The following is a 21022-nucleotide window of genomic DNA, read 5'->3' as shown; positions in this document are numbered from 1 at the left end:
ATGTTGGGATTATTTAAAAGAAAATCAAAATTAGAAAAGTTAGAAGAAAAATTTAAAAAATTGATGCGCGAATGGCATGCACTATCCTCAGTAAACAGAGCAGCAAGTGATAGTAAATATGCCGAAGCTCAAAATATCGCAAAACTAATTAGCAAACTCAAACATGAAGAAGCTGCTTAAATACATATTAATATTTTTAATCATAAATTTTGGTGCATTGGGCATTGGTAATTGGTTAATGGATAATGGACCTAAAACAGAGTGGTACATCAATCTAAACCAAGCGCCTTGGACTCCCCCTGGCTGGGTTTTTGGAGCTGCTTGGACCACAATTATGGTATGCTTCTCTGTATATATGGCATATTTGTATAAACTAAAGCCTAGTAGTAAAGTATTAGGCTTGTTTTCAATACAGTTTATACTTAATGTTATGTGGGGTTACATATTTTTTAATCAACATTTAGTGGGCATTGGCTTTACTACAATTCTGATTTTAACTTTTGTTGTAGCAGTATTCGCAACTTCTTTTAGAAACGATTTGAAATACAAAACCCTTTTAATTATGCCTTATTTAATTTGGTTGTGTATTGCTACTTCACTTAATGGTTACATTTTATTAAACAACTAGAATGAAAATATATACATTACATAAAAAACAAAACCTACCTATAACTGTAGAAAAAGCTTGGGATTTTTTATCAGACCCAAAGAATTTAAAGACTATAACACCAGATTATATGGGTTTTAATATTTTATCTGGGGCCGATAGAGAAATGTATGCAGGACAAATTATTCAATACATTGTAACACCAGTCTTAGGCATAAAAACCAAGTGGGTTACTGAAATTACACATTGCGTTGATAAGAAATATTTTGTTGACGAACAGCGTTTCGGGCCTTATGCTTTGTGGCATCATAAACATTTTATAAAAGAAATTGATGGAGGTGTTGAAATGGAAGACATTATTGATTATAAAGTACCTCTAGGTTTGCTTGGTCAACTTGTTCATCCTATTTTAGTAAAACCAAAGTTAGAAGAAATCTTTAATTATAGAACGGAAAAGCTGGAAGCCTTGTTTGGTAAATATTAAATATGAAACAACCCATATCGATTTTTTGGTTTAGACGCGATTTACGTTTAGACGACAACAAAGGTTTTTACGAATCCCTAAAAAGTGAATCACCTGTACTTCCTATTTTTATTTTTGATTCCGAAATTCTAGATAAACTTCCTGAAGATGATGCTCGAGTAACATTTATTCATGAAACGCTTCAAGAGATGCGTAATGCTCTACTAGATAAATATGGTAGTAGTATTGGCATATATCATGGTAAACCGCTAGATATTTATAAAAAATTAGTTGAAAATTATAATATTACCTGTGTTTATACCAATCATGATTACGAACCCTATTCCAAAGAACGAGACAATACAATCAAAGCATTTTTAAACGAACAAAATATTGAATTCAAAACCTTTAAGGATCAAGTTATTTTTGAAAAGGACGACGTTGTAAAAGCTGATGGTAATCCTTATGTAGTATACACGCCATACATGAAAACTTGGAAAGAAAAATTCAAATCTTATGATTTAAATTTTTACAAAACTAAATCTTATCTAGGTAATTTAGTTAAAAATTTGTCATTGCCAAATTTAAGCCTATCAGATATTGGTTTTAAAATATCCAATCAAAAAATTAAATCTTACATAGTTACTCCTAATTTAATCCAAGAGTATGAAGCCACTCGTAATTTCCCTGCAAAAGATTCGACCTCAAGATTAGGACCGCATTTACGGTTTGGCACCGTTAGTGTTCGTGAAATGATAAAAAAAGCAATTTCAGAAAAAAACGAAATATTCTGGCAAGAATTGATTTGGCGTGAATTTTTCATGCAAATTCTTTGGCACTTTCCGCATACTTCTGATACTAGTTTTAAGGCAAAATACGATCGTATTCAATGGCGTAATAATGAACAGGAATTTAAAGCATGGTGTGAAGGTAAAACAGGATATCCATTTGTGGATGCTGGCATGCGACAACTTAACGAAACTGGTTTTATGCACAATAGAGTGCGTATGCTTGTGGGGAGCTTTTTATGTAAACATTTACTTATTGATTGGCGTTGGGGCGAAGCCTATTTTGCTGAAAAGTTGCACGACTACGAAATGGCTAGTAACATTGGTAATTGGCAATGGGTAGCTGGTAGCGGTGTTGATGCTGCGCCTTACTTCAGGATTTTTAATCCTACTACACAGATACAAAAGTTTGATAAAAACTTAGATTATATTAAAAAATGGGTGCCAGATTTTCAAGAACTCACTTACCCAAAACCAATCGTAGAACATAAATTTGCCCGTGAGCGTTGTTTAGAGACTTATAAAAATGCTTTAAATTAACAACTAGTTAAAAAACGCTATCAAAATTATACTAGTAGTTAATCACCCTTGTATTTATACGTTAACTGCTATGTTTGAAATTCCAAGTTAAGAGTAATTTAATAGTTAAGTTACAATACAACCTCAGAAAAATAATACCTTGGTAACAAAACCATAAAACGATAACATTTTATTAAGAGTGTGCTTTTTATATTTTTCTATCTTTATAACTCATCAAACAAACTAAAATATTATGAATACACAAGATGTAGCAAATAAGTGGGCACAAATGTGTCGTGAAGGTAAAAACCTAGAATGTATAGAGAAACTATACGGCGATAATGTAACGAGTAAAGAAATGCCCGGGGTGCCTTATGGCGAGGTGCTTACAGGAAAGCAACAAGTTTACGATAAAAGTAAGCAGTGGTTGGATAATGTTGTAGAATTTCATGATAGTGAAATTAGCGACCCCATGGTTGCTGATAACCACTTTACTAGTAAAATGAGTTTTGACGTGACTTTTAAAGACCGAGGCAGACAGCAAATGGAAGAGATTTGTGTGTTTGAGGTAAATGATGGTAAAATTGTAAACGAGCAGTTTTTCTATACGATGTAAGCTTTATACAACTTAATACACCTAAAACCTCAATTTTTAATTGAGGTTTTTTATTTAAGAATTGTAATTTATTAAATACTATTTTTTTTCCTAATTTTCAGGGTGATAACTTTAGAAATTCAAAATAAATAATTCTAACCCATGAAAAAGATTTATTCGGTTGAAGAATATATTGAAGAACATGATAATTTTAGTAAAGCCTTAATTATCCTTAGAAATATTATAAACTCTACAGAAGTAGAAGAAACAGTTAAGTGGAGTGCCCCTGTTTATATGGTTAATGGTAAAAATGTTTTAGGGCTAGGTGCTTTTAAAAACCATTTTGGTATTTGGTTTTTTAATGGTGTGTTCTTGAAAGACGAACTTAATTTACTTGTAAACGCTCAAGAAAACAAAACAAAAGCTTTAAGACATATGCGTTTTAATACGATTGAGGATATTGATAAAAACATTGTTTTGAGTTATATAAAAGAAGCTATTGAAAATCAAAAACTGGGTAAAGAAATTAAACCCAATAGAAAGAAAAAAGAAACCATTATTCCTGATGAATTAAACGCTGTTTTAAAATCCAACAAAGATCTAGAATTAGCTTTTCTGAGCTTATCGCCTTATAAACAACGTGAATATTGTGAGTATATAAGTTCTGCAAAACGAGACGCCACAAAACAAACACGTTTAGAGAAAATTACACCTATGATTTTACAAGGTGTTGGATTAAATGATAAATATAAAAACTGCTAAAGTTTTAACCCATGTAGATTTAAAGCAAAAAAAAGCTTCCCATGTAGGAAGCTTTTTATTATCATATCACTGCTAATTGTTAATCTATTTAACTTTAGCAGGGGCATTAAGTTTAGTACTCATTTCCATAGAAATAGCAGATCTATCAAACTTTAACTTTCCAGCCATAGTTTCAATAACACAACTATTATCTTTATCATTCAGTTCAGCAACTTTACCATGTAAACCACTTTTAGTAATAACGCGATCACCACGTTTCAATTCTGCTGCAAACTTCTTTTCTTTTTTAGCACGTTTCATTTGTGGTGCAATCATAAAGAAATACACAACAACAAACATTAATACAAATGGTAGTAAACTACCGAATCCTCCTTCTCCCATTATAAATTTATTTAGCTTTTAGCAGGTACTGGCTTATTAACTTTATTTGGGTCTGGTTTTACAAATGCTGAAATCTTTACAATTTCAGAACCTTTTTCCGTATTTGCCGTTACAGTGATAGTTTTAGATACTTTATTAGAACCACTTCCATTAAACTTAACAGTAAACTCTCCCTTATCACCTGGTAACAAAGGTTCTCTACTCCAATCTTGCGGTACAGTACAGCCACAAGAACTTTTAATATCTGTAATTACTAAAGGGGCATCACCTGTGTTTGTGTATTTAAACGTAGTCTCTACCTTTGTTTTAGCCTCGATTTCACCAAAGTCATGTTCTTTCTTATCAAACTCAAGTACTGGAAATTTTGATGCTACAGCATCTCTTTCAGCAGCAGCAGCTATATTAGTTTCTTCAATTTTTTTAGCAACATTCTCTTTACAAGAGGTAAATGCTATTAAACACATAGCACTAAGGCCTAATATTATTTTCTTCATAATAGATATTTTTAAAACTTTTGTTGAGCAAAAATAGTAATTATTTAATCGATTGAAAATTTTTGTATTCTTCTTAACAATTCTTTGAGAGTATTCTTAACTTACATCAATCCCCTACCTACTTTATTCAACACACCCTCAGCCTCATACTCCTTAACTAACTTATCTAAAATACCATTAATAAAAATACTGCTTTTGGGAGTAGAATATTCTTTTGAAATTTCTAGATACTCATTAATTGTTACTTTCACTGGTATTGACGAGAAATTTTTCAACTCACAAATAGCCATTTGCAACAATACATAGTCTACATTTGCTATACGGTCTGAGTCCCAATTTTTTGTTTTCTTATCAATCTCCTCATTAATAACAGTTCTGTTTAAAAGTGTTTTCTTAAACAAATCAATAGCAAACTGCTTATCTTCAACATCCTTATATAATTTTGGTGTAAAATAATTTTCAGGAGCACTCGCTTTCACTTTTCTAAGCAATTTCAAAATGGTAGTGTTTACCGTTGGAAGATCATCTAACCAGGTTAGGTTTTTATCTTCCATATAATCATAAAGCTTATCGTTGGGAGCAATAATATCTTTAAAAACATCGACAATAAAATCCTTGTCTTCCTTAAAGTCAGACACTCTAGTTTTCATATAATCATTATACAAATCACTAGAAATAATGTCTTTAAAAATAATATCTACATATTCATCATCCAACTCCCAATTGGTAATTTTCTTTTCCTCTAATTGCTCTTTTAATTGCGTATTTTCTCTAAGAAGTTTTAATATTTGATTGTTTACAAATTTTTTATTGGGGTCTATATCCTCTTTAGTGGCAAGATGTTTGTTTCGTTTCTTTTGCAAATCGCTTTCAGCTCGTTTTTGAACTTCAATCAATAGAGACATCAATAGCAAATACAAATTATACATATTATCAATACTAAAAAGTAAAAACTTCTGATCTTTAGAAAAATCATCGCTTTCACTTCCCTTAAAAGCATACATTGTCTGCATCACTTTTACACGTATATGTCTTCTATTTAGCATCATTACAAAGAACTTTTTGAAAAAGAAGAATTACTCTTCATGGTTTTAATGCCGCAAAAATAACACTATATTTTAGTACTCAACAAAAAAAGCAAACTTATTTGGGCGTTACCCAAGGGTCGGGCTATCCGCTACAAGTCCTCGCACCTCACCCGATAGTTATCGGGATCGGGCTGTGGGCTTTCCACTACTATCCCTAACGCAGGCATATCCGCAAAGCACAATCCATATACCAAAGCATATTTCTTTTTTAAAAGATATTTAACACTTTGCAAACCTTATAAATCAACCTATTCTTTATTATTGAGTTATATTTGCAAATCGATTCCTATCTGGATAAATGAAAGAATTAAGGCACCTCAATAAATACTTTTTTAAATATAGAACACATCTAATCATTGGTTCTATTATTACCATAGTGGCACGTTTGTTTTTACTGTACACACCACGTTATGTAAAAAAAATATTTGTAGCCATAGAGCGGTATTTTGATAAATCAATAAACGAAACCACCTTTAGAGCAGACTTATTAGAAGCCATCCTCTATATTATTGGAGCTGCTGTAATTGCTGCTATTCTTACGTTTTTTATGAGGCAAACCATCATAAACGTATCTCGTTATATTGAATACGATTTAAAAAACGAAATTTATGACCAATACCAAAAGCTCTCATTAAACTTCTACAAACAAAATAGAACAGGTGATTTAATGAACCGTATTACCGAAGATGTAACACGAGTTAGAATGTATGGTGGACCAGCCTTAATGTACAGCATTAACACACTTGCACTATTTGTTATTGTAATTATTTACATGATTAATGCATCGCCAAAGTTAACCTTGTACACCATTGTTCCTTTGCCTATCCTCTCTGTAATCATTTATAAATTAAGCAAAGAAATACATAAACGAAGCACCATAGTACAAGAGTATTTATCAAAACTTTCAACCTTTACGCAAGAATCTTTTAGTGGTATTTCTGTAATTAAAGCCTATGGCATTGAACCGCAAACGTCGGTTAATTTTAAATCGCTAGCTTCAGAAAGCAAAAAAAAACAAATTGATTTAACTAAAGTACAAGCTTGGTTTTTCCCCATGATGATTCTGCTAATCGGCACAAGCAACCTCCTTGTAATTTATATTGGTGGTATGCAATATATTAATGGTGAAATAGAAAGTATTGGTACCATTGCAGAATTTATTATTTACGTAAATATGCTAACATGGCCTGTAGCCACCGTAGGTTGGGTTACTTCTATTGTGCAACAAGCAGAAGCCTCCCAAAAGCGCATTAATGAGTTTTTAAAAATAGAACCTGAAATTAAGAACAACATAGCTAACCATACAGAAATTACAGGCGATATTGCCTTTAAGAATGTATCTTTTACTTATGATGACACAAATATTCAAGCGTTAAAAGATGTTAGTTTTAGCATTAAAGCTGGTGAAACTTTAGCCATTTTAGGAAAAACAGGGTCGGGAAAATCGACAATTTTAGATTTAATAGGTAGACTTTATGATATTGATGCTGGCTCTATCTCAATAAATAACACCTTTATTAATAATCTAAATTTAACCGACTTACGAGACAGCATCGGTTATGTTCCACAAGATGCTTTTCTGTTTTCTGATACCATAAAAACAAATATAAAATTTGGTAAAGAAGACGCCACAGATGAAGAAGTTATTGAAGCTGCTAAAAATGCTCAAGTACACAAAAACATTATTAAGTTCAATAATGGATACGACACCGTTTTAGGTGAACGTGGTATAACTCTATCTGGAGGGCAAAAGCAACGCGTATCTATAGCTAGAGCCATTATAAAATCGCCTAAAATTTTATTATTTGATGATTGTTTATCTGCAGTAGATACTGAGACCGAAGAAAAAATCTTAAAAAACCTTAGCAAAATATCACAAGGTAAAACATCCATCATTGTTAGTCATAGAGTATCATCTGCTAAAAATGCTGATAAAATCATTGTTTTAGAAGATGGAGAAATTATTCAAGAAGGCACTCATGATAAGCTAATTGATACCGAAGGTTATTATAAAGAGTTATACCTAAAACAATTAAGCGAAACTTCTTCTAATAAAACTTAGTGTTTTTATTTATACATTTAGGAGCTTTTATTCAATTAAATGCAACAAAATCTAATATTCTAAAAAGAAAATTTAAAATTTATTGGTTAGTATCGTTTTTTTTTAGATTTTTGATACTGTAAATAGATAGTAATTTTAAAGAATTATAATGATATGATGGAGAAAGAGGAAATTTTTTCAAAAGTATTAAGAGCAGGAAGACGAACATATTTTTTTGATGTTAGAGCTACAAAAGCTGAAGATTATTACTTAACCATAACGGAAAGTAAAAAATTCACAAATGACGATGGATCGTTTCATTACAAAAAACACAAAATATACATTTACAAAGAAGACTTTACTGAGTTTAAAGAAATTTTGGCTGAAATGACAAATTACATCATTGCTGAAAAAGGTGATGAAGTTATTAGTGAGCGTCATCAAAAAGATTTTAAAAAGGAATATGATGATGGCTCGCGAGTTACTGAAGCTGATTTAAAAACAGGTTCAACTGATAGTTTTACAGACGTAAATTTTGACGATATATAGTCAGCAGCTAACAATAAAATTATAAAATCTAAACCGTAGTTAACCACTACGGTTTTTTTATACCTTAACTGCCAATAAGGTAATACATAAACTGGTTAGTAAATATCCCAATGCCGCGACTCAATCTCATGTTACTACTATTCCTAAGCAAATTATTAACCAAAGAGGAGCAAGAGTAACAACCAATGCAAATCGAAATGTTGACAAGAACTCTACCTCAATTATTTTAGGTTTTACAGCGTATTTCCAAAGCTAAAAGGCGTCATAAAGACCGCTAAAAACGTAGCAAAAGCAATTAAACTCACTGATAAGACTGTATTCCATTTAGCCAAATGCATCATAAAATTTGAGATGTTTCCGCCTGGGCAAGCAGCAACCATAAACATTCCCAAAGCAATATTGGGTTGAGGCCTTATCAAAAGCACTAAAAGAAACGTAGCTAATGGTAGAAATATAAATTAAGATAAAACCCCTATTAAAACTAACTTTGGCTGTTTTATTAACGCCCTAGATCATCAAAAGTAATTCCTAAAGACACTCCAAACATAACAATTGCGAGCGCTACATTTAATACCCATAAGCCATTGCTATCAAAGTTGATTTGAACCTTATCTAATTCTTGCATAAATTAATTTACAGGTGTTCCGTTTTTAACTTTAGTCTCTGGATTTAAAAGTATAACGTCGTTTTCTTTTACGGCTCCTAAAACTAAACATTCACTCATAAATTTAGCAATCTGTTTTTTTGGAAAGTTAACCACAGCAATAATTTGTTTATATAATAAATCGTCTTTGGAATATAATGTGGTAATTTGTGCAGAAGAGGTTTTTATTCCCAAATTTCCAAAATCAATTGTAAGCTTATAGGCAGGATTTCTGGCTTCTGGAAAATCATTAACTTCAATGATGGTTCCAACTCTTAAATCTACTTTAGTGAAATCTTCAAAAGATATTGTACTCCTCATTTTTTAAAAATACAAATTTTAACGAACTTTGAGGAAATATAAAATTATGGCAAGAACACCTTCAAATATGCTTCCGTTAGGAACAAAAGCACCAGATTTTTCGCTTTTAGATACTGTATCAGATACTACATTAAACTTAGATGAATTAAAAGGTGAAAAAGGAACGGTTATTATGTTTATTTGTAACCACTGCCCTTTCGTTATTCATTTAAATTCTGAATTGGTTGCTATAGCAAATGAGTATGCTTCTCAAGGTATTTCTTTTATTGCTGTTTCAAGTAACGATGTGATAAACTATCCGCAAGACAGCCCTGATAAAATGAAAGTCCATGCACAAAACGAAGGCTATCCGTTTCCTTATTTATATGACGAAACACAGGAAGTAGCCAAAGCTTACGATGCAGCTTGCACACCAGATTTATATCTTTTTAATGCTGAATTAAAACTTACTTACCGAGGTCAACTTGATGATTCTAGACCTGGAAATAGTATACCGCTTTCTGGAAAAGATTTAAGACATGCCCTAGGTTGTTTACTAGAAAACAAAGAAAATACTGAAACTCAAAAACCAAGTATTGGTTGCAACATTAAATGGAAAGTCTAATTAAGTTTTAGTTGCCATATACCTACATGCTGCCATTTGCCAAACTTCATACCAACCTCGCGTAAGTTAGCCACTTGTTTGAAACCTAGTTTTTCGTGAAGTTGTATACTCGCCTCATTCGGGATGGTTAACACCCCCAGAACGGTATGTAAATCTGTTGCTTTTAGCTGTTTAATTAATTCAGTATATAACTTTGTACCTATCTGCTTTCCATGTACATCGTGTTTTACATACACAGTAGATTCTGCTACAAAATCATAAGCTGCTCTTGGTCTAAATCTACTTCCGTAAGCATACCCTAATATTTTATTATTTTCCTCGTAAACAATGTATGGGTAATTAGGAATAATATTATTTATTTTTTCTGTAAAAGTTTCAATAGTCAAAGGCTCTATATCAAAATTAGCCGTTGTGTTAATCACATAGTAATTATAAATATCTAATAGTGCTTGAGCATCATTTATATGTACCGGTCTTATCATTTACAACCAACCTTTGCGCTTCATAATGTTTTCAATATGCGCATAATGATGGTTACTATGCCATGCATAATTACCTGTATTATAACTTAAAAGTACTTCACTATTAGTTTCAGGATGTATAAAGCTTCTATTAAAATCTTCTTTTGACATGCCTTTGAGCAGATTCACGAGTTTGTAATGAATGGCTTTTAAATGCTCTACAGACATTTGTATTGGTGCCGATTTACTATCATTCAACTCTGCCCAATCTGCCTCATTATAAGCTTTAATCAAGGGTTTATCTTCTGTTAAAGCCCACTTAAAACGTGTATAACTATGATGATGACTGTCAGAAACGTGGTGTACAACTTGCCTAATTGTCCACCCATCTGGTCTGTAAGGTGTATCTAATTGTTCTTTTGAAAGATGTTTAACTAATGCTTCAAAACGAATTGGAAAAGTTTCTAAAGTAGAAACCCATTCTGCAATATGCTTTTCAGTAATTTTTTCAGGACATTGAAATTGCCCGATAGGATATTTTAATTTCTCTAGTGCTTTCGAATCCACAATATAAATTTTAAAATGTGGTTCTAAAATAAGTATTATTTATGGTTATGCAACCTCAACTATCCCTTTTTTAGCCCAATTAACCGCTTCGTATAATGAATTGAAGTTTTTGATTTTGTTTTTGAAAAACAAATTTTCAACTACAAAATTAATTTTACTAGTCGGCTTATTCGAAACAATATAGTATGCTTTAAGGTAGTAGTTACTTTTGAAGAATTTAAGCCAATCTGCAGCCATAACAGCATAAGAATTTATACGATTAGAAATATAAATTATATCACTCCCATCTGTACCTAAATAACAAGATACATCTTCAACAATCTGTTTAGCATGATTACTCCAACTAACATTTATACCTTGGTTCATTTCTGAAACAATAAATCCATTAAATATGAATACGTTTCCAAAAGAATAATTGAGTTCTTTTAAAACTTCGGAGTATAAGTTGGTTTGTTTTACGCTAATCATGAGGCAAAACTATAACTATAAAATATATGGTTTTAAAAAACTCGATAAATAAAATAATTTAACGTTATGATGCTAAAACAAAAAAAGACACCTAAGTTAGGTGTCTTTTTATCTAATATATCTTTAATATGGATGAGATCAAATCTCTCTAGCTTTTTTTAAAAGCTATTCACTGCTTACTTAACATCCATCAATTCTACATCGAATATCAAGTTAGCATCTGGAGGAATAACACCTCCAGCACCTCTGCTTCCATAACCTAAATGACTAGGAATAACCAATCGTGCTTTGTCTCCAACGTTTAATAAACTAATACCTTCGTCCCAACCAGGAATAACTTGTCCAACTCCTAATGGAAAATCTATAGGTTCATTTCTTTTGTATGAAGAATCGAAAACTGTTCCATCAATTAACTGCCCTTTGTAATGTACAGATACTGTTTTTCCTTTTTCTGCTTTTACACCATCTCCTTTTTGGATAATTTGGTAACGTAACCCGCTTTCCGTTTTATCAAAACCTGCTGCCACTTTATCTAAAGCTGCTTCGTGTTTTGCTTTTTCTTCAGCTAGTCTTTTTTCTCTAGAACCTTCAAATGTTCTAAATGCCTCAACAGCATTAAAAGATTCGGCCTCTTCACCTACTCTTACAATTTCTAAACTTTCAATTTTATCACCTTGTGCTATGGCATCAACAACTTCTTGTCCGTGTTCAACCTTTCCAAAAACAGTGTGCTTATTATCCAACCAATCGGTTGCAATGTGCGTTATAAAAAACTGACTTCCGTTAGTTCCTGGTCCTGCATTAGCCATAGATAATACACCTGGCCCGTCGTGCTTTAAATCTGGATGAAACTCATCATCAAACTGATATCCTGGGTTTCCAGCTCCTGAACCTTGCGGACAACCACCTTGAATCATAAAATCTGGTATAACTCTATGAAATTTTAAACCATCATAATATGGTGCTCCTTGTGGTTTTACAGAATTTTCTAAATTTCCTTCAGCTAAAGCTACAAAGTTTCCAACTGTCCCTGGTGTTTTTTTGAATTCTAAAGCGACTAATATTTCGCCTTTTGATGTATTAAATTTTGCGTATAATCCGTCTTGCATGATGCTTATTTTGTTTGAAGTTGCAAATATATGAAACATAGATAACTAAAACTGAATACTGAAAAAAAATCATAAGATGTATGTTGTATGTACCTTTTTAAAAAAATAACTACCATTATATAAAATGATTTATGATTATAATTTTGTGGTTATAATTATAATTTTAGTTTTACAAAAACGCTTTATTATGAAATTTAGCTTAGATAAAATTCTTGCCGCTTTTGGTAATATTCGTGCCATGGAGCGTACACATGTTGATAATTATACCGAAGATATTATTAACGCCATTGATGAAGAGGCTTTTGCCGTTTCTGAACAAAATGTACTATTTGCCAAAACTTCAGAATTAGGAGGTTATTTTTATGTAATAACTATAGTTGTGGGCAGTTTTAAAATCAAAACGATTAAAGGTGCTAAACTCGCATTAAAAGGAACTGAGATTGATTTGGTACTAAAATCTGATATGGATGAATTTGAATCTGATTATTCCAACGTATCAAATAGATTTATTACACGCATAGATTTTCAAATTGAGGAAAACGATGTTGCTAATTTTGATAAAAATAAGATTACCTCTTTAACTCTAAGTGCTAAGAAACAAGAGGTTGTTTTTAAGACGCTTTAAGCTGAAGATTTTAGTTTAACACAACACTTGATTTTGTCAGAAAAATTAGCTAACTTCGTTTAACTTCGGATATAAAACATTAAAACGATTTCATATCCGTGAAATAGTTGTAGGCAATATGCACTCACATTGAACATTTTTAACTAATTTTAAACAACGGAACACATGAAAAAACAAAAACTGCAAAACCTACTCCAACTTGGAATTCTAATCTTCGGGATTTCTTTACTTCTCACCAATTGCGAAAAAGAAAACGACACTCTTCAACCCATTCAAGAAACCAATTCAAATCCTTATTCAGTTACAAAGGTTAAGTTTAACGAAATATCAAACAATTCAAATTTATTAAGTAAAATAAATGCCATAAAAAAAGGCGTAGAACAAAATAATATTAGTGCGTCAAAAACAAGCCAAAAAAAGACAGTTTATATTTCTGAATATGATTTCTACATTGACACAGATGAAGCTAAATATTTAGAAGAGTCAGATGGAACTTATCATTCTTATACTTTTCCTATATACAAAATAAATAATGAGACAAGTAATTTGTTTCAAAACCTATTCTTTTCATTCAATGATTCGAACGGTGATTACGATACGTTTGTTATCAATTATAATTTAACGCCTTCTGAAAGAGAGAATATAAACAATTTGAGTTCCTCAGAGCTAGAGGATAAAACTTCGATGACATATCTTGAAAACTTCGACACAGACGTTATTCTCAATTCCTTAGTTTATGTAGATGTAGAAACATCAACTTGTTGGTCTGGATCATATGATGAAAGCCCTTCAACTGGATGGGAAGGTTCATATGTAACATGGACACAGTTTGATTGTGCAGGAGGAGGTAGTGGATCTGGTGGAACAAGTAGTAACAATGATGATACTAGTAATACTGAAGTACCAGCAACAAATGAAGGAAGTACCACAACCAGTAACCCAAACAATTCATCAGGAGGACGTGGAGGTACAATAAATAATGATGCTCCTATTAGCGCACCCTATGTAATGCCGTTAGACCAACAAAGAAAAAAGACTTTTACGAGCATTCAGTTAACTGATGAAGAGTTTACCTTATTTTCAAGTTTAAGTTTAGAAACACAAAATACTATTTTTGAATTTCTTGAAAACCAAATGAACTCAGGAGATTTAGACTTATTATTAACACAATATCCACACGAAGCTGTTGAGTTTGTTAAAAATGCTAACAGAGACCTAACTCTAAACAAAAAAGTAGATTTAGAAGAAAGTTTTGCATCCCCTTTTAATGTAGATTTAGAACTTGTTAGACCAACAGTTCTTAATCCTGAACCTGAAAAAGTTAAGTTTATGTGTATTTATAATAAACTTATAAAATCCTAAAAATTTAAAAAGTTGTTTGTTGATACTTTTGGAAACAGTGAAAATATGCATGTACAATTTAAAATTGTTGACAACATACCTCCAACTCCTCCCTCAACCACAGAACCTAATGGAGTCACTAAAACACGGGCTTTATCAGTAAATCCTACAACTGGTGAAATTGTAAAATATAATGCTGTTATTGAAATCAATAAAAGTAACATGGGCGTTAGTTCTATCTCGTTGGCAAAAACGATACTTCACGAATCAATCCATGCCTACCTAACAGTAAAGCAATATGGTTGCAACCAAGGAACACCTTTAGAAGGTTATGATGATGTGGAACTAAGCGAATTACTAAATATTTATTTTTCAACAGCTTGTCCTGCTCAATCCGACCATGAATTTATGTTTGATTCCTTATTGCCAATCATGTCTGAAATTTTGGCAGATATTAAAGATGATTTGATTCCATTATCTCACCAACAATCTGCTGAAGAAGATTATACATTCATTGATGAAAATAATCCAACTGGAACAGAAGTTCCTTGGGATTGGAGTCAGTTTTACAAATATTTAAGTATGGCTGGTTTGCAAAATTCTAATGCTTTTAAAAATAATATCGAAAATACTCCTAGTAAATTTGAAAACTATAATAGCTATAAAGATATTGGAATACTTGGATTTAGTAATGAATGTAATGATTAAAACACAAAATATGAAAAAAACGATAATAATAAGTCTCGTTTTATCTTTAACAATTAATTGTTATTCTCAAAATTTAGAAAAAATTAAACAAAGTGAAGTATTATTTATACTTCACAATGGAACAAATGGCAATTACCAATCTAAACGAATTTCACAAAAATTTAAAGATAAAAGAGCCAGTATAACATATAATTTCTTCTTTAAAGAAGAAAACTATTATTCACTGCAAAGTGAAGTAATGAGGTTTATTTATTGGCATTATTCCGATTTTGATGAGCAATATAAAGATAATCCTGTGCCCTATTTTAGATTAAATAAAAGTTTTTTAAAAAAAAACAAAGACATTATTATAACTGGAGAATTTATGCAAAAAATTGGGTATATTGAATCTGTAAAATTAATTAATAATGCTAAAACTATCTTTTTAATTGATAAGACCGAATTACAAAATAAAGAGATTATTGTAAAAGAGGTTAGGTGTTTTTACGTTGCGGAAGAATAAATACTGCCTACAACACGGTATATAAAAAATAGCAGTTAAGAGCTTAAGCAAAGGTTTGGTTCTTTTCTGCTATCTTTGTTTCTAAACCGAAAAATGGCACATACAAATCTGCTACTTTTCATATACCAACACGTTAAACGAACTCTTCCAAAAAAAACCAATATAGTTCAAGAAATTAAGCTAGCAAACTAGCCCGCGTTAGGGATTATAGTGGCATCCTTTTTAAAAAAAGTAAGCCATAAATTTGCTTTTGAACTTGAATTTAACAGATTGTGACGTCGCTAGCTCCTCACAATGACGTTTTAAAAAGATATAACGTAAAGCCCGACCCTTGTGGTAACGCCCAAATAATTTTTAGGTTAATTGGCTACTTCGCTGATAAATTTGATTCGGTATAGCCGGAGTTCTTCATCGTCATAATCACCATCAAACTCATCTATTGCTGCGTCAATATCGTCAGTTTCAGATTCCATAAAATAGTCGTGGATTTCTTCTTGCTGGTCTTCATCCAGAATATCGTGCAGCCAATAATCGATATTTAATTTGGTGCCTGAATAGACGATAACTTCCATTTCTTTGATGAAGGCATCCATTTCCATGCCTTTGGAAGATGCAATATCATCTAATGGGAGTTTTCTATCTATATTTTGAATGATGTATAATTTATTTGCAGAGTTACTTCCTGTAGATTTTACGACTAAATCGTCTGGACGGGTAATCTCATTTTCTTCAACATACTTTGCTATAAGCGCTACAAAATCTTTACCGTATTTTTTGGCTTTACCTTCGCCTACGCCGTGTACATTACTCAACTCGGATAGATTTACTGGGTATTTTAGTGCCATGTCTTCTAAAGACGGGTCTTGAAAAATAACAAACGGCGGGACACCAAGTTTTTTAGCACTCTTTTTACGCAAATCTTTTAGCATGCCCATAAGCACATCGTCTGCGACAGCACCTCCTCCTTTTTCGGCTGTTATTATGGTACCATCTTCTTGCTCGCCCTCAAAAATATGATCTTCGGTCATCATAAAAGTCTTCGGGTTTTTTATAAAGTCTTTACCGTCTTCAACTAACTTTATAACGCCGTAAGTTTCAATATCTTTTTTAAGGTAACCAGCAACCAAAACTTGCCTTAATAAGGCCATCCAATATTTATTGTCTTGGTGTTTTCCTTTTCCAAAAAATGGTTGTTCGTTAGTTTTATGGGAGTTAATTAAAGCGTTTTCTTTACCCACTAACACATTAACTAAATCTTTGGACTTGTATTTTTCATTTGTATTATCAATAGTTTCAAGCAACAACTTTACGTTGTCTTTGGCTTCCACTTTCTTTTTTGGATGCCTTACATTATCATCCATATCGCCTCCTTCACCAGTTTTAGTATCAAACTCTTCACCAAAATAGTGAAGTATAAACTTCCTTCTGGAGATAGATGTTTCCGCGAAAGCGACAACTTCTTGAAGTAAGGCCTGCCCTATTTCTTGTTCTGCTACAGGTTTACCAGACATGAATTTTTCTAGTTTTTCAATATCCTTATAGGCGTAAAAAGCTAAACAATGCCCCTCGCCACCGTCTCTACCTGCCCTACCTGTTTCTTGGTAATAACTTTCTATACTTTTTGGAATATCATGATGGATTACAAAACGTACATCGGGTTTGTCTATTCCCATACCAAATGCTATGGTTGCCACCACAACATCTACATCTTCCATTAAGAATTTATCTTGATGACTGGAACGCGTTTTGGCATCTAAACCTGCATGATATGGCACTGCATTAATACCATTTACCTGCAGAACTTGTGCTAACTCTTCAACACGTTTTCGGCTTAAACAATATACTATTCCAGATTTACCATCATTTTGTTTTATAAAACGTATGATATCAACATCTACATTTTTTGTTTTTGGCCTTACTTCATAATACAGGTTAGGCCTATTAAAAGATGCTTTAAAGGTGGTTGCATTGCCTATACCTAAATTTTTAATAATATCTTCTTGAACCTTTGGTGTAGCTGTAGCTGTTAATCCTATAATAGGAATATTGTCTCCAATACGTTTGATAATATGACGTAGGTTTCTATATTCTGGTCTAAAATCATGCCCCCATTCGCTAATACAATGCGCCTCGTCTATAGCCATAAACGATATCTTGACCGTACGTAAAAATTCAACGTTTTCCTCTTTGGTTAACGATTCTGGTGCTACATAAAGCAGTTTCGTAATACCGCTAACAATATCTTCTTTAACCTGTTTTATTTCAGTTTTATTTAATGAAGAATTTAACACATGGGCTACACCATTATGTTTTGAAACACCTCTTATGGCATCCACTTGATTTTTCATTAGTGCTATTAAAGGCGATACCACGATAGCTGTACCTTCTTGCATTAAAGCTGGTAGTTGGTAACACAAAGACTTACCGCCACCAGTTGGCATAATAACGAAAGTGTGATTTCCTGATAATAAGCTTTCTACAACATCTTCTTGAAGCCCTTTGAATTTATTAAACCCAAAATATTTTTTAAGAGCAGCATGCAAGTCACTTTTTGTTATTGACATGAATTGTATAAAATTATTGTTTGATTAAAACTCTAAATTGCTAAATATTGGTTGATTAATTTCATTAAGCATTTAGAGAACCCTCATATTTTTTTCGTTAGTTTTGTAACGAATTTTCAAATTACAACAAAATTTGAATCTTTGATGTATGATTAAAGATAATAAAATCTTTAAACATCAACTCAAAAATAATAAATTTTGAAAAACAAAAGTTCTATTATTGATATTGCGAGACATACCATTGAAATGGAAAGTAAGGCCATTTTGAATTTATCCGAATTAATAACCAATGATTTTGCCGAAGCTACACAGCTTATTTACAACTCAAAAGGTCGCGTTATTATTACTGGTATAGGTAAAAGCGCTATTATTGCAAACAAAATTGTAGCAACATTAAATTCCACTGGAACGCCTTCAGTTTTTATGCACGCCGCAGATGCCATTCATGGTGATTTAGGGCTTATTCTTAAAGATGATGTTGTTATTTGTATTTCAAAAAGTGGAAACACACCCGAAATTAAAGTACTTATTCCTTTAATAAAAAGTGCGAACAACAAGATGATAGCTATAACGGGAAATAAAGATTCTTTTTTAGGAGAGCATGCCGATTTTATTCTTAATGCTTATGTTGAAAAAGAAGCTTGCCCTAATAATTTAGCACCTACAACTAGTACCACTGCACAATTGGTAATTGGTGATGCTCTTGCAGTATGCTTATTAGAGTTACGAGGTTTTTCAAGTAACGATTTTGCAAAGTATCATCCTGGTGGTGCTTTAGGAAAGAAGCTGTATTTACGTGTTCAAGACATTTCTTCTGTAAATGAAAAACCAAAGGTTAACCTTGACACCAGTATTAAAAATGTTATTGTTGAGATAACCGAGAAAATGCTGGGTGTTACAGCTGTTGTTGAAAATAATGCTATAGTAGGGATTATTACAGATGGTGACCTAAGACGCATGCTAAGCAAAGTTGATGATTTTTCTAAATTAACAGCAAAAGATATAATGAGTGCTAATCCAAAACGTATTGAAGCTAATGCTATGGCCATTGATGCTCTTGAAGTTATGGAAAACAATGGCATATCTCAATTATTGGTTGAAGAAAATGGCAAGTATGCTGGTATTGTACATCTACACGATTTAATAAAAGAAGGTATTATATAATGGCAAAAAAGGATATTAATGAGATGTCTTTTTTAGATCATCTTGAAGATTTACGTTGGCATTTAATAAGAATATGTTTAGCAGTCGTTATTGTTGCGACTTTGGTTTTTATTTTTAGTCGATTTGTTTTTGATCAAATTATTTTCGCACCTCTAGATATGAGTTTTCCAACATATAATATGTTGTGCCAAACTGCTAAATTTATTGGTGTAAATACTACATTTTGTGCTGAAGAAATGCCAATGATTCTTCAAAATAGGACCATGGCAGGTCAATTCTCAGCAGATATCTGGACGGCTATTCTTGGTGGTTTTATAATATCATTTCCCTACGTTATTTATCAATTATGGAAGTTTATTAGCCCAGGTCTTCATGAAAACGAACGCAAGCATTCTAGAGGATTTATTATAATTTCTTCTATGCTATTTTTTATAGGTGTACTTTTTGGATATTATATTGTTACGCCATTATCACTAAATTTTTTAGCCAATTATAGTATTTCTACAAAAGTGGATAATCAAATTGATATTAGCTCATACATTGCATTGGTTAGGTCTTCTGCCTTGGCATCAGGATTAATTTTTGAGCTACCCATAATTATTTACTTTTTAACTAAAATTGGACTAGTAACCCCACAAATATTAAGGAAGTATAGAAAATATGCCCTTGTTATTGTTTTGATTCTTTCAGCAGTTATAACACCTCCAGACATTGCAAGTCAGGTTATAGTAGCAATTCCTATTTTAATTTTATATCAAGTAAGCATTTATATTTCTAAAGTGGTGATAAGAAATCAGAAGAAAAAAGAAAAACAGCTTGCTTAAATTATTTAAGTAGAATAAGAAAAATAACATTCCGTTATTGTAGTGTATATGATTTCACTATTTTTAACGTTCAGTATATAAAATATGATTTTAAGAGCCGAAAACTTAATGAAGTCCTATAGCGGACGAAAAGTAGTAAAGGACGTTTCACTTGAAGTTAAGCAAGGGGAAATTGTTGGTCTTTTAGGACCCAATGGTGCCGGAAAAACAACATCTTTTTACATGATTGTAGGTTTAATTAAACCCAATGGTGGTCATATTTACATAGATAATACTGAGATTACAAAATATCCCATGTATAAACGTGCCCAAAACGGCATTGGATATCTTGCTCAAGAAGCTTCGGTATTTAGAAAACTAAGCATTGAAGATAACATTCTAAGTGTACTGCAACTCACTAAACTGAGTAAAAAAGAGCAACACATGAAAATGGAATCGCTTATTGAAGAATTTAGTTTAGGGCATATTCGTAAAAGTCGTGGTGATTTATTATCAGGTGGTGAACGTAGACGTACAGAGATTGCTCGTGCACTAGCAACCGACCCCAATTTTATTCTTTTAGATGAACCCTTTGCAGGTGTAGATCCTGTAGCGGTGGAAGATATTCAACGTATTGTGGCCCAACTTACCAAGAAAAACATCGGTATTCTTATTACTGACCATAATGTACAAGAAACATTAGCCATCACAGATAGAACATACTTAATGTTTGAAGGCGGTATATTAAAGCATGGTATTCCTGAAGATCTTGCAAATGATGAAATGGTTCGTAAGGTCTATTTAGGGCAGAATTTTGAATTGCGTAAAAAGAAAATCAGGGATTAGTTTTTTTTA

The 21022-nt window shown here is 32.1% G+C and carries 26 protein-coding genes; 16 read left to right on the top strand and 10 right to left on the bottom strand.

The window, feature by feature from the left end; genetic code table 11:
• From Q0772_RS10020 to Q0772_RS09995, 6 genes are all read left to right on the top strand, one after another.
• A complete protein-coding gene (locus Q0772_RS10020; RefSeq protein ID WP_298343816.1) occupies positions 1 to 180 on the top strand; it encodes a Lacal_2735 family protein in 180 nt (59 codons plus the stop codon).
• A complete protein-coding gene (locus tag Q0772_RS10015; RefSeq protein ID WP_298343814.1) occupies positions 164 to 628 on the top strand; it encodes a TspO/MBR family protein in 465 nt (154 codons plus the stop codon). The genes Q0772_RS10020 and Q0772_RS10015 overlap by 17 nt, the downstream gene beginning before the upstream one ends.
• A 1-nt stretch (position 629) precedes the next feature.
• Positions 630 to 1091, top strand: a complete 462-nt coding sequence (locus tag Q0772_RS10010; RefSeq protein WP_298343810.1) for an SRPBCC family protein — start codon at positions 630 to 632, stop codon at positions 1089 to 1091.
• Positions 1092 to 1093: 2 nt separating this feature from the next.
• The gene (locus Q0772_RS10005; protein ID WP_298343807.1) at positions 1094 to 2398 is read left to right on the top strand and encodes a deoxyribodipyrimidine photo-lyase; all 1305 of its coding nucleotides are present in this window, start codon (positions 1094 to 1096) and stop codon (positions 2396 to 2398) included.
• A 232-nt stretch (positions 2399 to 2630) separates the two neighbouring features.
• Positions 2631 to 2993, top strand: coding sequence for a SnoaL-like domain-containing protein (locus tag Q0772_RS10000; RefSeq protein WP_298343804.1), 363 nt, complete (start codon positions 2631 to 2633; stop codon positions 2991 to 2993).
• A gap of 141 nt (positions 2994 to 3134) precedes the next feature.
• A complete protein-coding gene (locus Q0772_RS09995; RefSeq protein ID WP_298343801.1) occupies positions 3135 to 3734 on the top strand; it encodes a YdeI/OmpD-associated family protein in 600 nt (199 codons plus the stop codon).
• Between the two features lie 84 nt (positions 3735 to 3818).
• Here the strand turns inward: Q0772_RS09995 and yajC are convergent, their stop codons facing one another.
• From yajC to nusB, 3 genes are all read right to left on the bottom strand, one after another.
• Positions 3819 to 4115, bottom strand: a complete 297-nt coding sequence (yajC, locus tag Q0772_RS09990) for a preprotein translocase subunit YajC (protein WP_298343798.1) — start codon at positions 4113 to 4115, stop codon at positions 3819 to 3821.
• An 11-nt stretch (positions 4116 to 4126) separates the two neighbouring features.
• Positions 4127 to 4609 (bottom strand): DUF1573 domain-containing protein, encoded by a 483-nt coding sequence (locus tag Q0772_RS09985; protein WP_298343795.1) that lies wholly within the window; start codon positions 4607 to 4609, stop codon positions 4127 to 4129.
• 101 nt (positions 4610 to 4710) lie between these two features.
• A complete protein-coding gene (nusB, locus tag Q0772_RS09980) occupies positions 4711 to 5658 on the bottom strand; it encodes a transcription antitermination factor NusB (RefSeq protein WP_298343792.1) in 948 nt (315 codons plus the stop codon).
• 337 nt (positions 5659 to 5995) lie between these two features.
• On the opposite strand from nusB, the gene Q0772_RS09975 reads away from it, so the two are divergent.
• Both Q0772_RS09975 and Q0772_RS09970 read left to right on the top strand, forming a co-directional pair.
• Positions 5996 to 7759, top strand: a complete 1764-nt coding sequence (locus Q0772_RS09975) for an ABC transporter ATP-binding protein (protein ID WP_298343789.1) — start codon at positions 5996 to 5998, stop codon at positions 7757 to 7759.
• 153 nt (positions 7760 to 7912) lie between these two features.
• A complete protein-coding gene (locus Q0772_RS09970; protein WP_298343787.1) occupies positions 7913 to 8287 on the top strand; it encodes a PUR family DNA/RNA-binding protein in 375 nt (124 codons plus the stop codon).
• Positions 8288 to 8520: 233 nt separating this feature from the next.
• Here the strand turns inward: Q0772_RS09970 and Q0772_RS16270 are convergent, their stop codons facing one another.
• Both Q0772_RS16270 and Q0772_RS09960 read right to left on the bottom strand, forming a co-directional pair.
• Entirely contained in the window at positions 8521 to 8712 is a 192-nt protein-coding gene (locus Q0772_RS16270) for a hypothetical protein (protein WP_366105533.1), read from the bottom strand.
• A 203-nt stretch (positions 8713 to 8915) separates the two neighbouring features.
• Entirely contained in the window at positions 8916 to 9251 is a 336-nt protein-coding gene (locus tag Q0772_RS09960) for a tRNA-binding protein (protein ID WP_298343785.1), read from the bottom strand.
• Positions 9252 to 9297: 46 nt separating this feature from the next.
• On the opposite strand from Q0772_RS09960, the gene Q0772_RS09955 reads away from it, so the two are divergent.
• Entirely contained in the window at positions 9298 to 9855 is a 558-nt protein-coding gene (locus Q0772_RS09955; protein WP_298343782.1) for a thioredoxin family protein, read from the top strand.
• Here Q0772_RS09955 and Q0772_RS09950 read toward each other — a convergent pair.
• From Q0772_RS09950 to Q0772_RS09935, 4 genes are all read right to left on the bottom strand, one after another.
• Entirely contained in the window at positions 9852 to 10337 is a 486-nt protein-coding gene (locus tag Q0772_RS09950; RefSeq protein WP_298343779.1) for a GNAT family N-acetyltransferase, read from the bottom strand. The two genes, Q0772_RS09955 and Q0772_RS09950, sit on opposite strands and share 4 nt — an antisense overlap.
• Positions 10338 to 10883 carry a YfiT family bacillithiol transferase gene (locus Q0772_RS09945; protein ID WP_298343777.1) on the bottom strand — a complete coding sequence of 182 codons (546 nt, stop codon included), beginning with the start codon at positions 10881 to 10883 and terminating at the stop codon, positions 10338 to 10340.
• A gap of 45 nt (positions 10884 to 10928) precedes the next feature.
• The gene (locus Q0772_RS09940) at positions 10929 to 11351 is read right to left on the bottom strand and encodes a hypothetical protein (RefSeq protein WP_298343774.1); all 423 of its coding nucleotides are present in this window, start codon (positions 11349 to 11351) and stop codon (positions 10929 to 10931) included.
• A 176-nt stretch (positions 11352 to 11527) separates the two neighbouring features.
• The gene (locus tag Q0772_RS09935) at positions 11528 to 12460 is read right to left on the bottom strand and encodes a peptidylprolyl isomerase (RefSeq protein ID WP_298343771.1); all 933 of its coding nucleotides are present in this window, start codon (positions 12458 to 12460) and stop codon (positions 11528 to 11530) included.
• Between the two features lie 187 nt (positions 12461 to 12647).
• Between Q0772_RS09935 and Q0772_RS09930 the strand changes: the two genes are divergently transcribed.
• From Q0772_RS09930 to Q0772_RS09915, 4 genes are all read left to right on the top strand, one after another.
• Positions 12648 to 13085 carry a hypothetical protein gene (locus tag Q0772_RS09930; protein WP_298343768.1) on the top strand — a complete coding sequence of 146 codons (438 nt, stop codon included), beginning with the start codon at positions 12648 to 12650 and terminating at the stop codon, positions 13083 to 13085.
• 165 nt (positions 13086 to 13250) lie between these two features.
• A complete protein-coding gene (locus Q0772_RS09925) occupies positions 13251 to 14447 on the top strand; it encodes a hypothetical protein (protein WP_298343765.1) in 1197 nt (398 codons plus the stop codon).
• 12 nt (positions 14448 to 14459) lie between these two features.
• Positions 14460 to 15134: a hypothetical protein gene (locus Q0772_RS09920; protein WP_298343763.1), complete on the top strand. Its 675-nt coding sequence runs from the start codon at positions 14460 to 14462 to the stop codon at positions 15132 to 15134.
• A 10-nt stretch (positions 15135 to 15144) separates the two neighbouring features.
• Positions 15145 to 15636, top strand: a complete 492-nt coding sequence (locus Q0772_RS09915) for a hypothetical protein (protein WP_298343760.1) — start codon at positions 15145 to 15147, stop codon at positions 15634 to 15636.
• A 359-nt stretch (positions 15637 to 15995) separates the two neighbouring features.
• Here Q0772_RS09915 and Q0772_RS09910 read toward each other — a convergent pair whose 3' ends face one another.
• Positions 15996 to 18200 (bottom strand): ATP-dependent DNA helicase RecQ, encoded by a 2205-nt coding sequence (locus Q0772_RS09910; RefSeq protein WP_298343757.1) that lies wholly within the window; start codon positions 18198 to 18200, stop codon positions 15996 to 15998.
• Positions 18201 to 18398: 198 nt separating this feature from the next.
• Between Q0772_RS09910 and Q0772_RS09905 the strand changes: the two genes are divergently transcribed.
• The 3 genes from Q0772_RS09905 to lptB all read left to right on the top strand — a co-directional run bounded on the left by Q0772_RS09905 (position 18399) and on the right by lptB (position 21013).
• Positions 18399 to 19364, top strand: a complete 966-nt coding sequence (locus Q0772_RS09905) for a KpsF/GutQ family sugar-phosphate isomerase (protein ID WP_298343754.1) — start codon at positions 18399 to 18401, stop codon at positions 19362 to 19364.
• Positions 19364 to 20188, top strand: coding sequence for a twin-arginine translocase subunit TatC (gene tatC / locus Q0772_RS09900; protein WP_298343751.1), 825 nt, complete (start codon positions 19364 to 19366; stop codon positions 20186 to 20188). The genes Q0772_RS09905 and tatC overlap by 1 nt, the downstream gene beginning before the upstream one ends.
• Before the next feature lie 84 nt (positions 20189 to 20272).
• Entirely contained in the window at positions 20273 to 21013 is a 741-nt protein-coding gene (gene lptB / locus Q0772_RS09895) for an LPS export ABC transporter ATP-binding protein (RefSeq protein WP_298343748.1), read from the top strand.
• The last annotated feature ends 9 nt before the right edge of the window (positions 21014 to 21022 follow it).

It is taken from the genome of uncultured Algibacter sp. (genome assembly GCF_947490405.1).
In the GTDB taxonomy this organism is placed as follows: domain Bacteria; phylum Bacteroidota; class Bacteroidia; order Flavobacteriales; family Flavobacteriaceae; genus Algibacter_B.
Note: the sequence above shows the minus strand (reverse complement) of the source record. Positions and strands in the feature narration are given on the sequence as shown.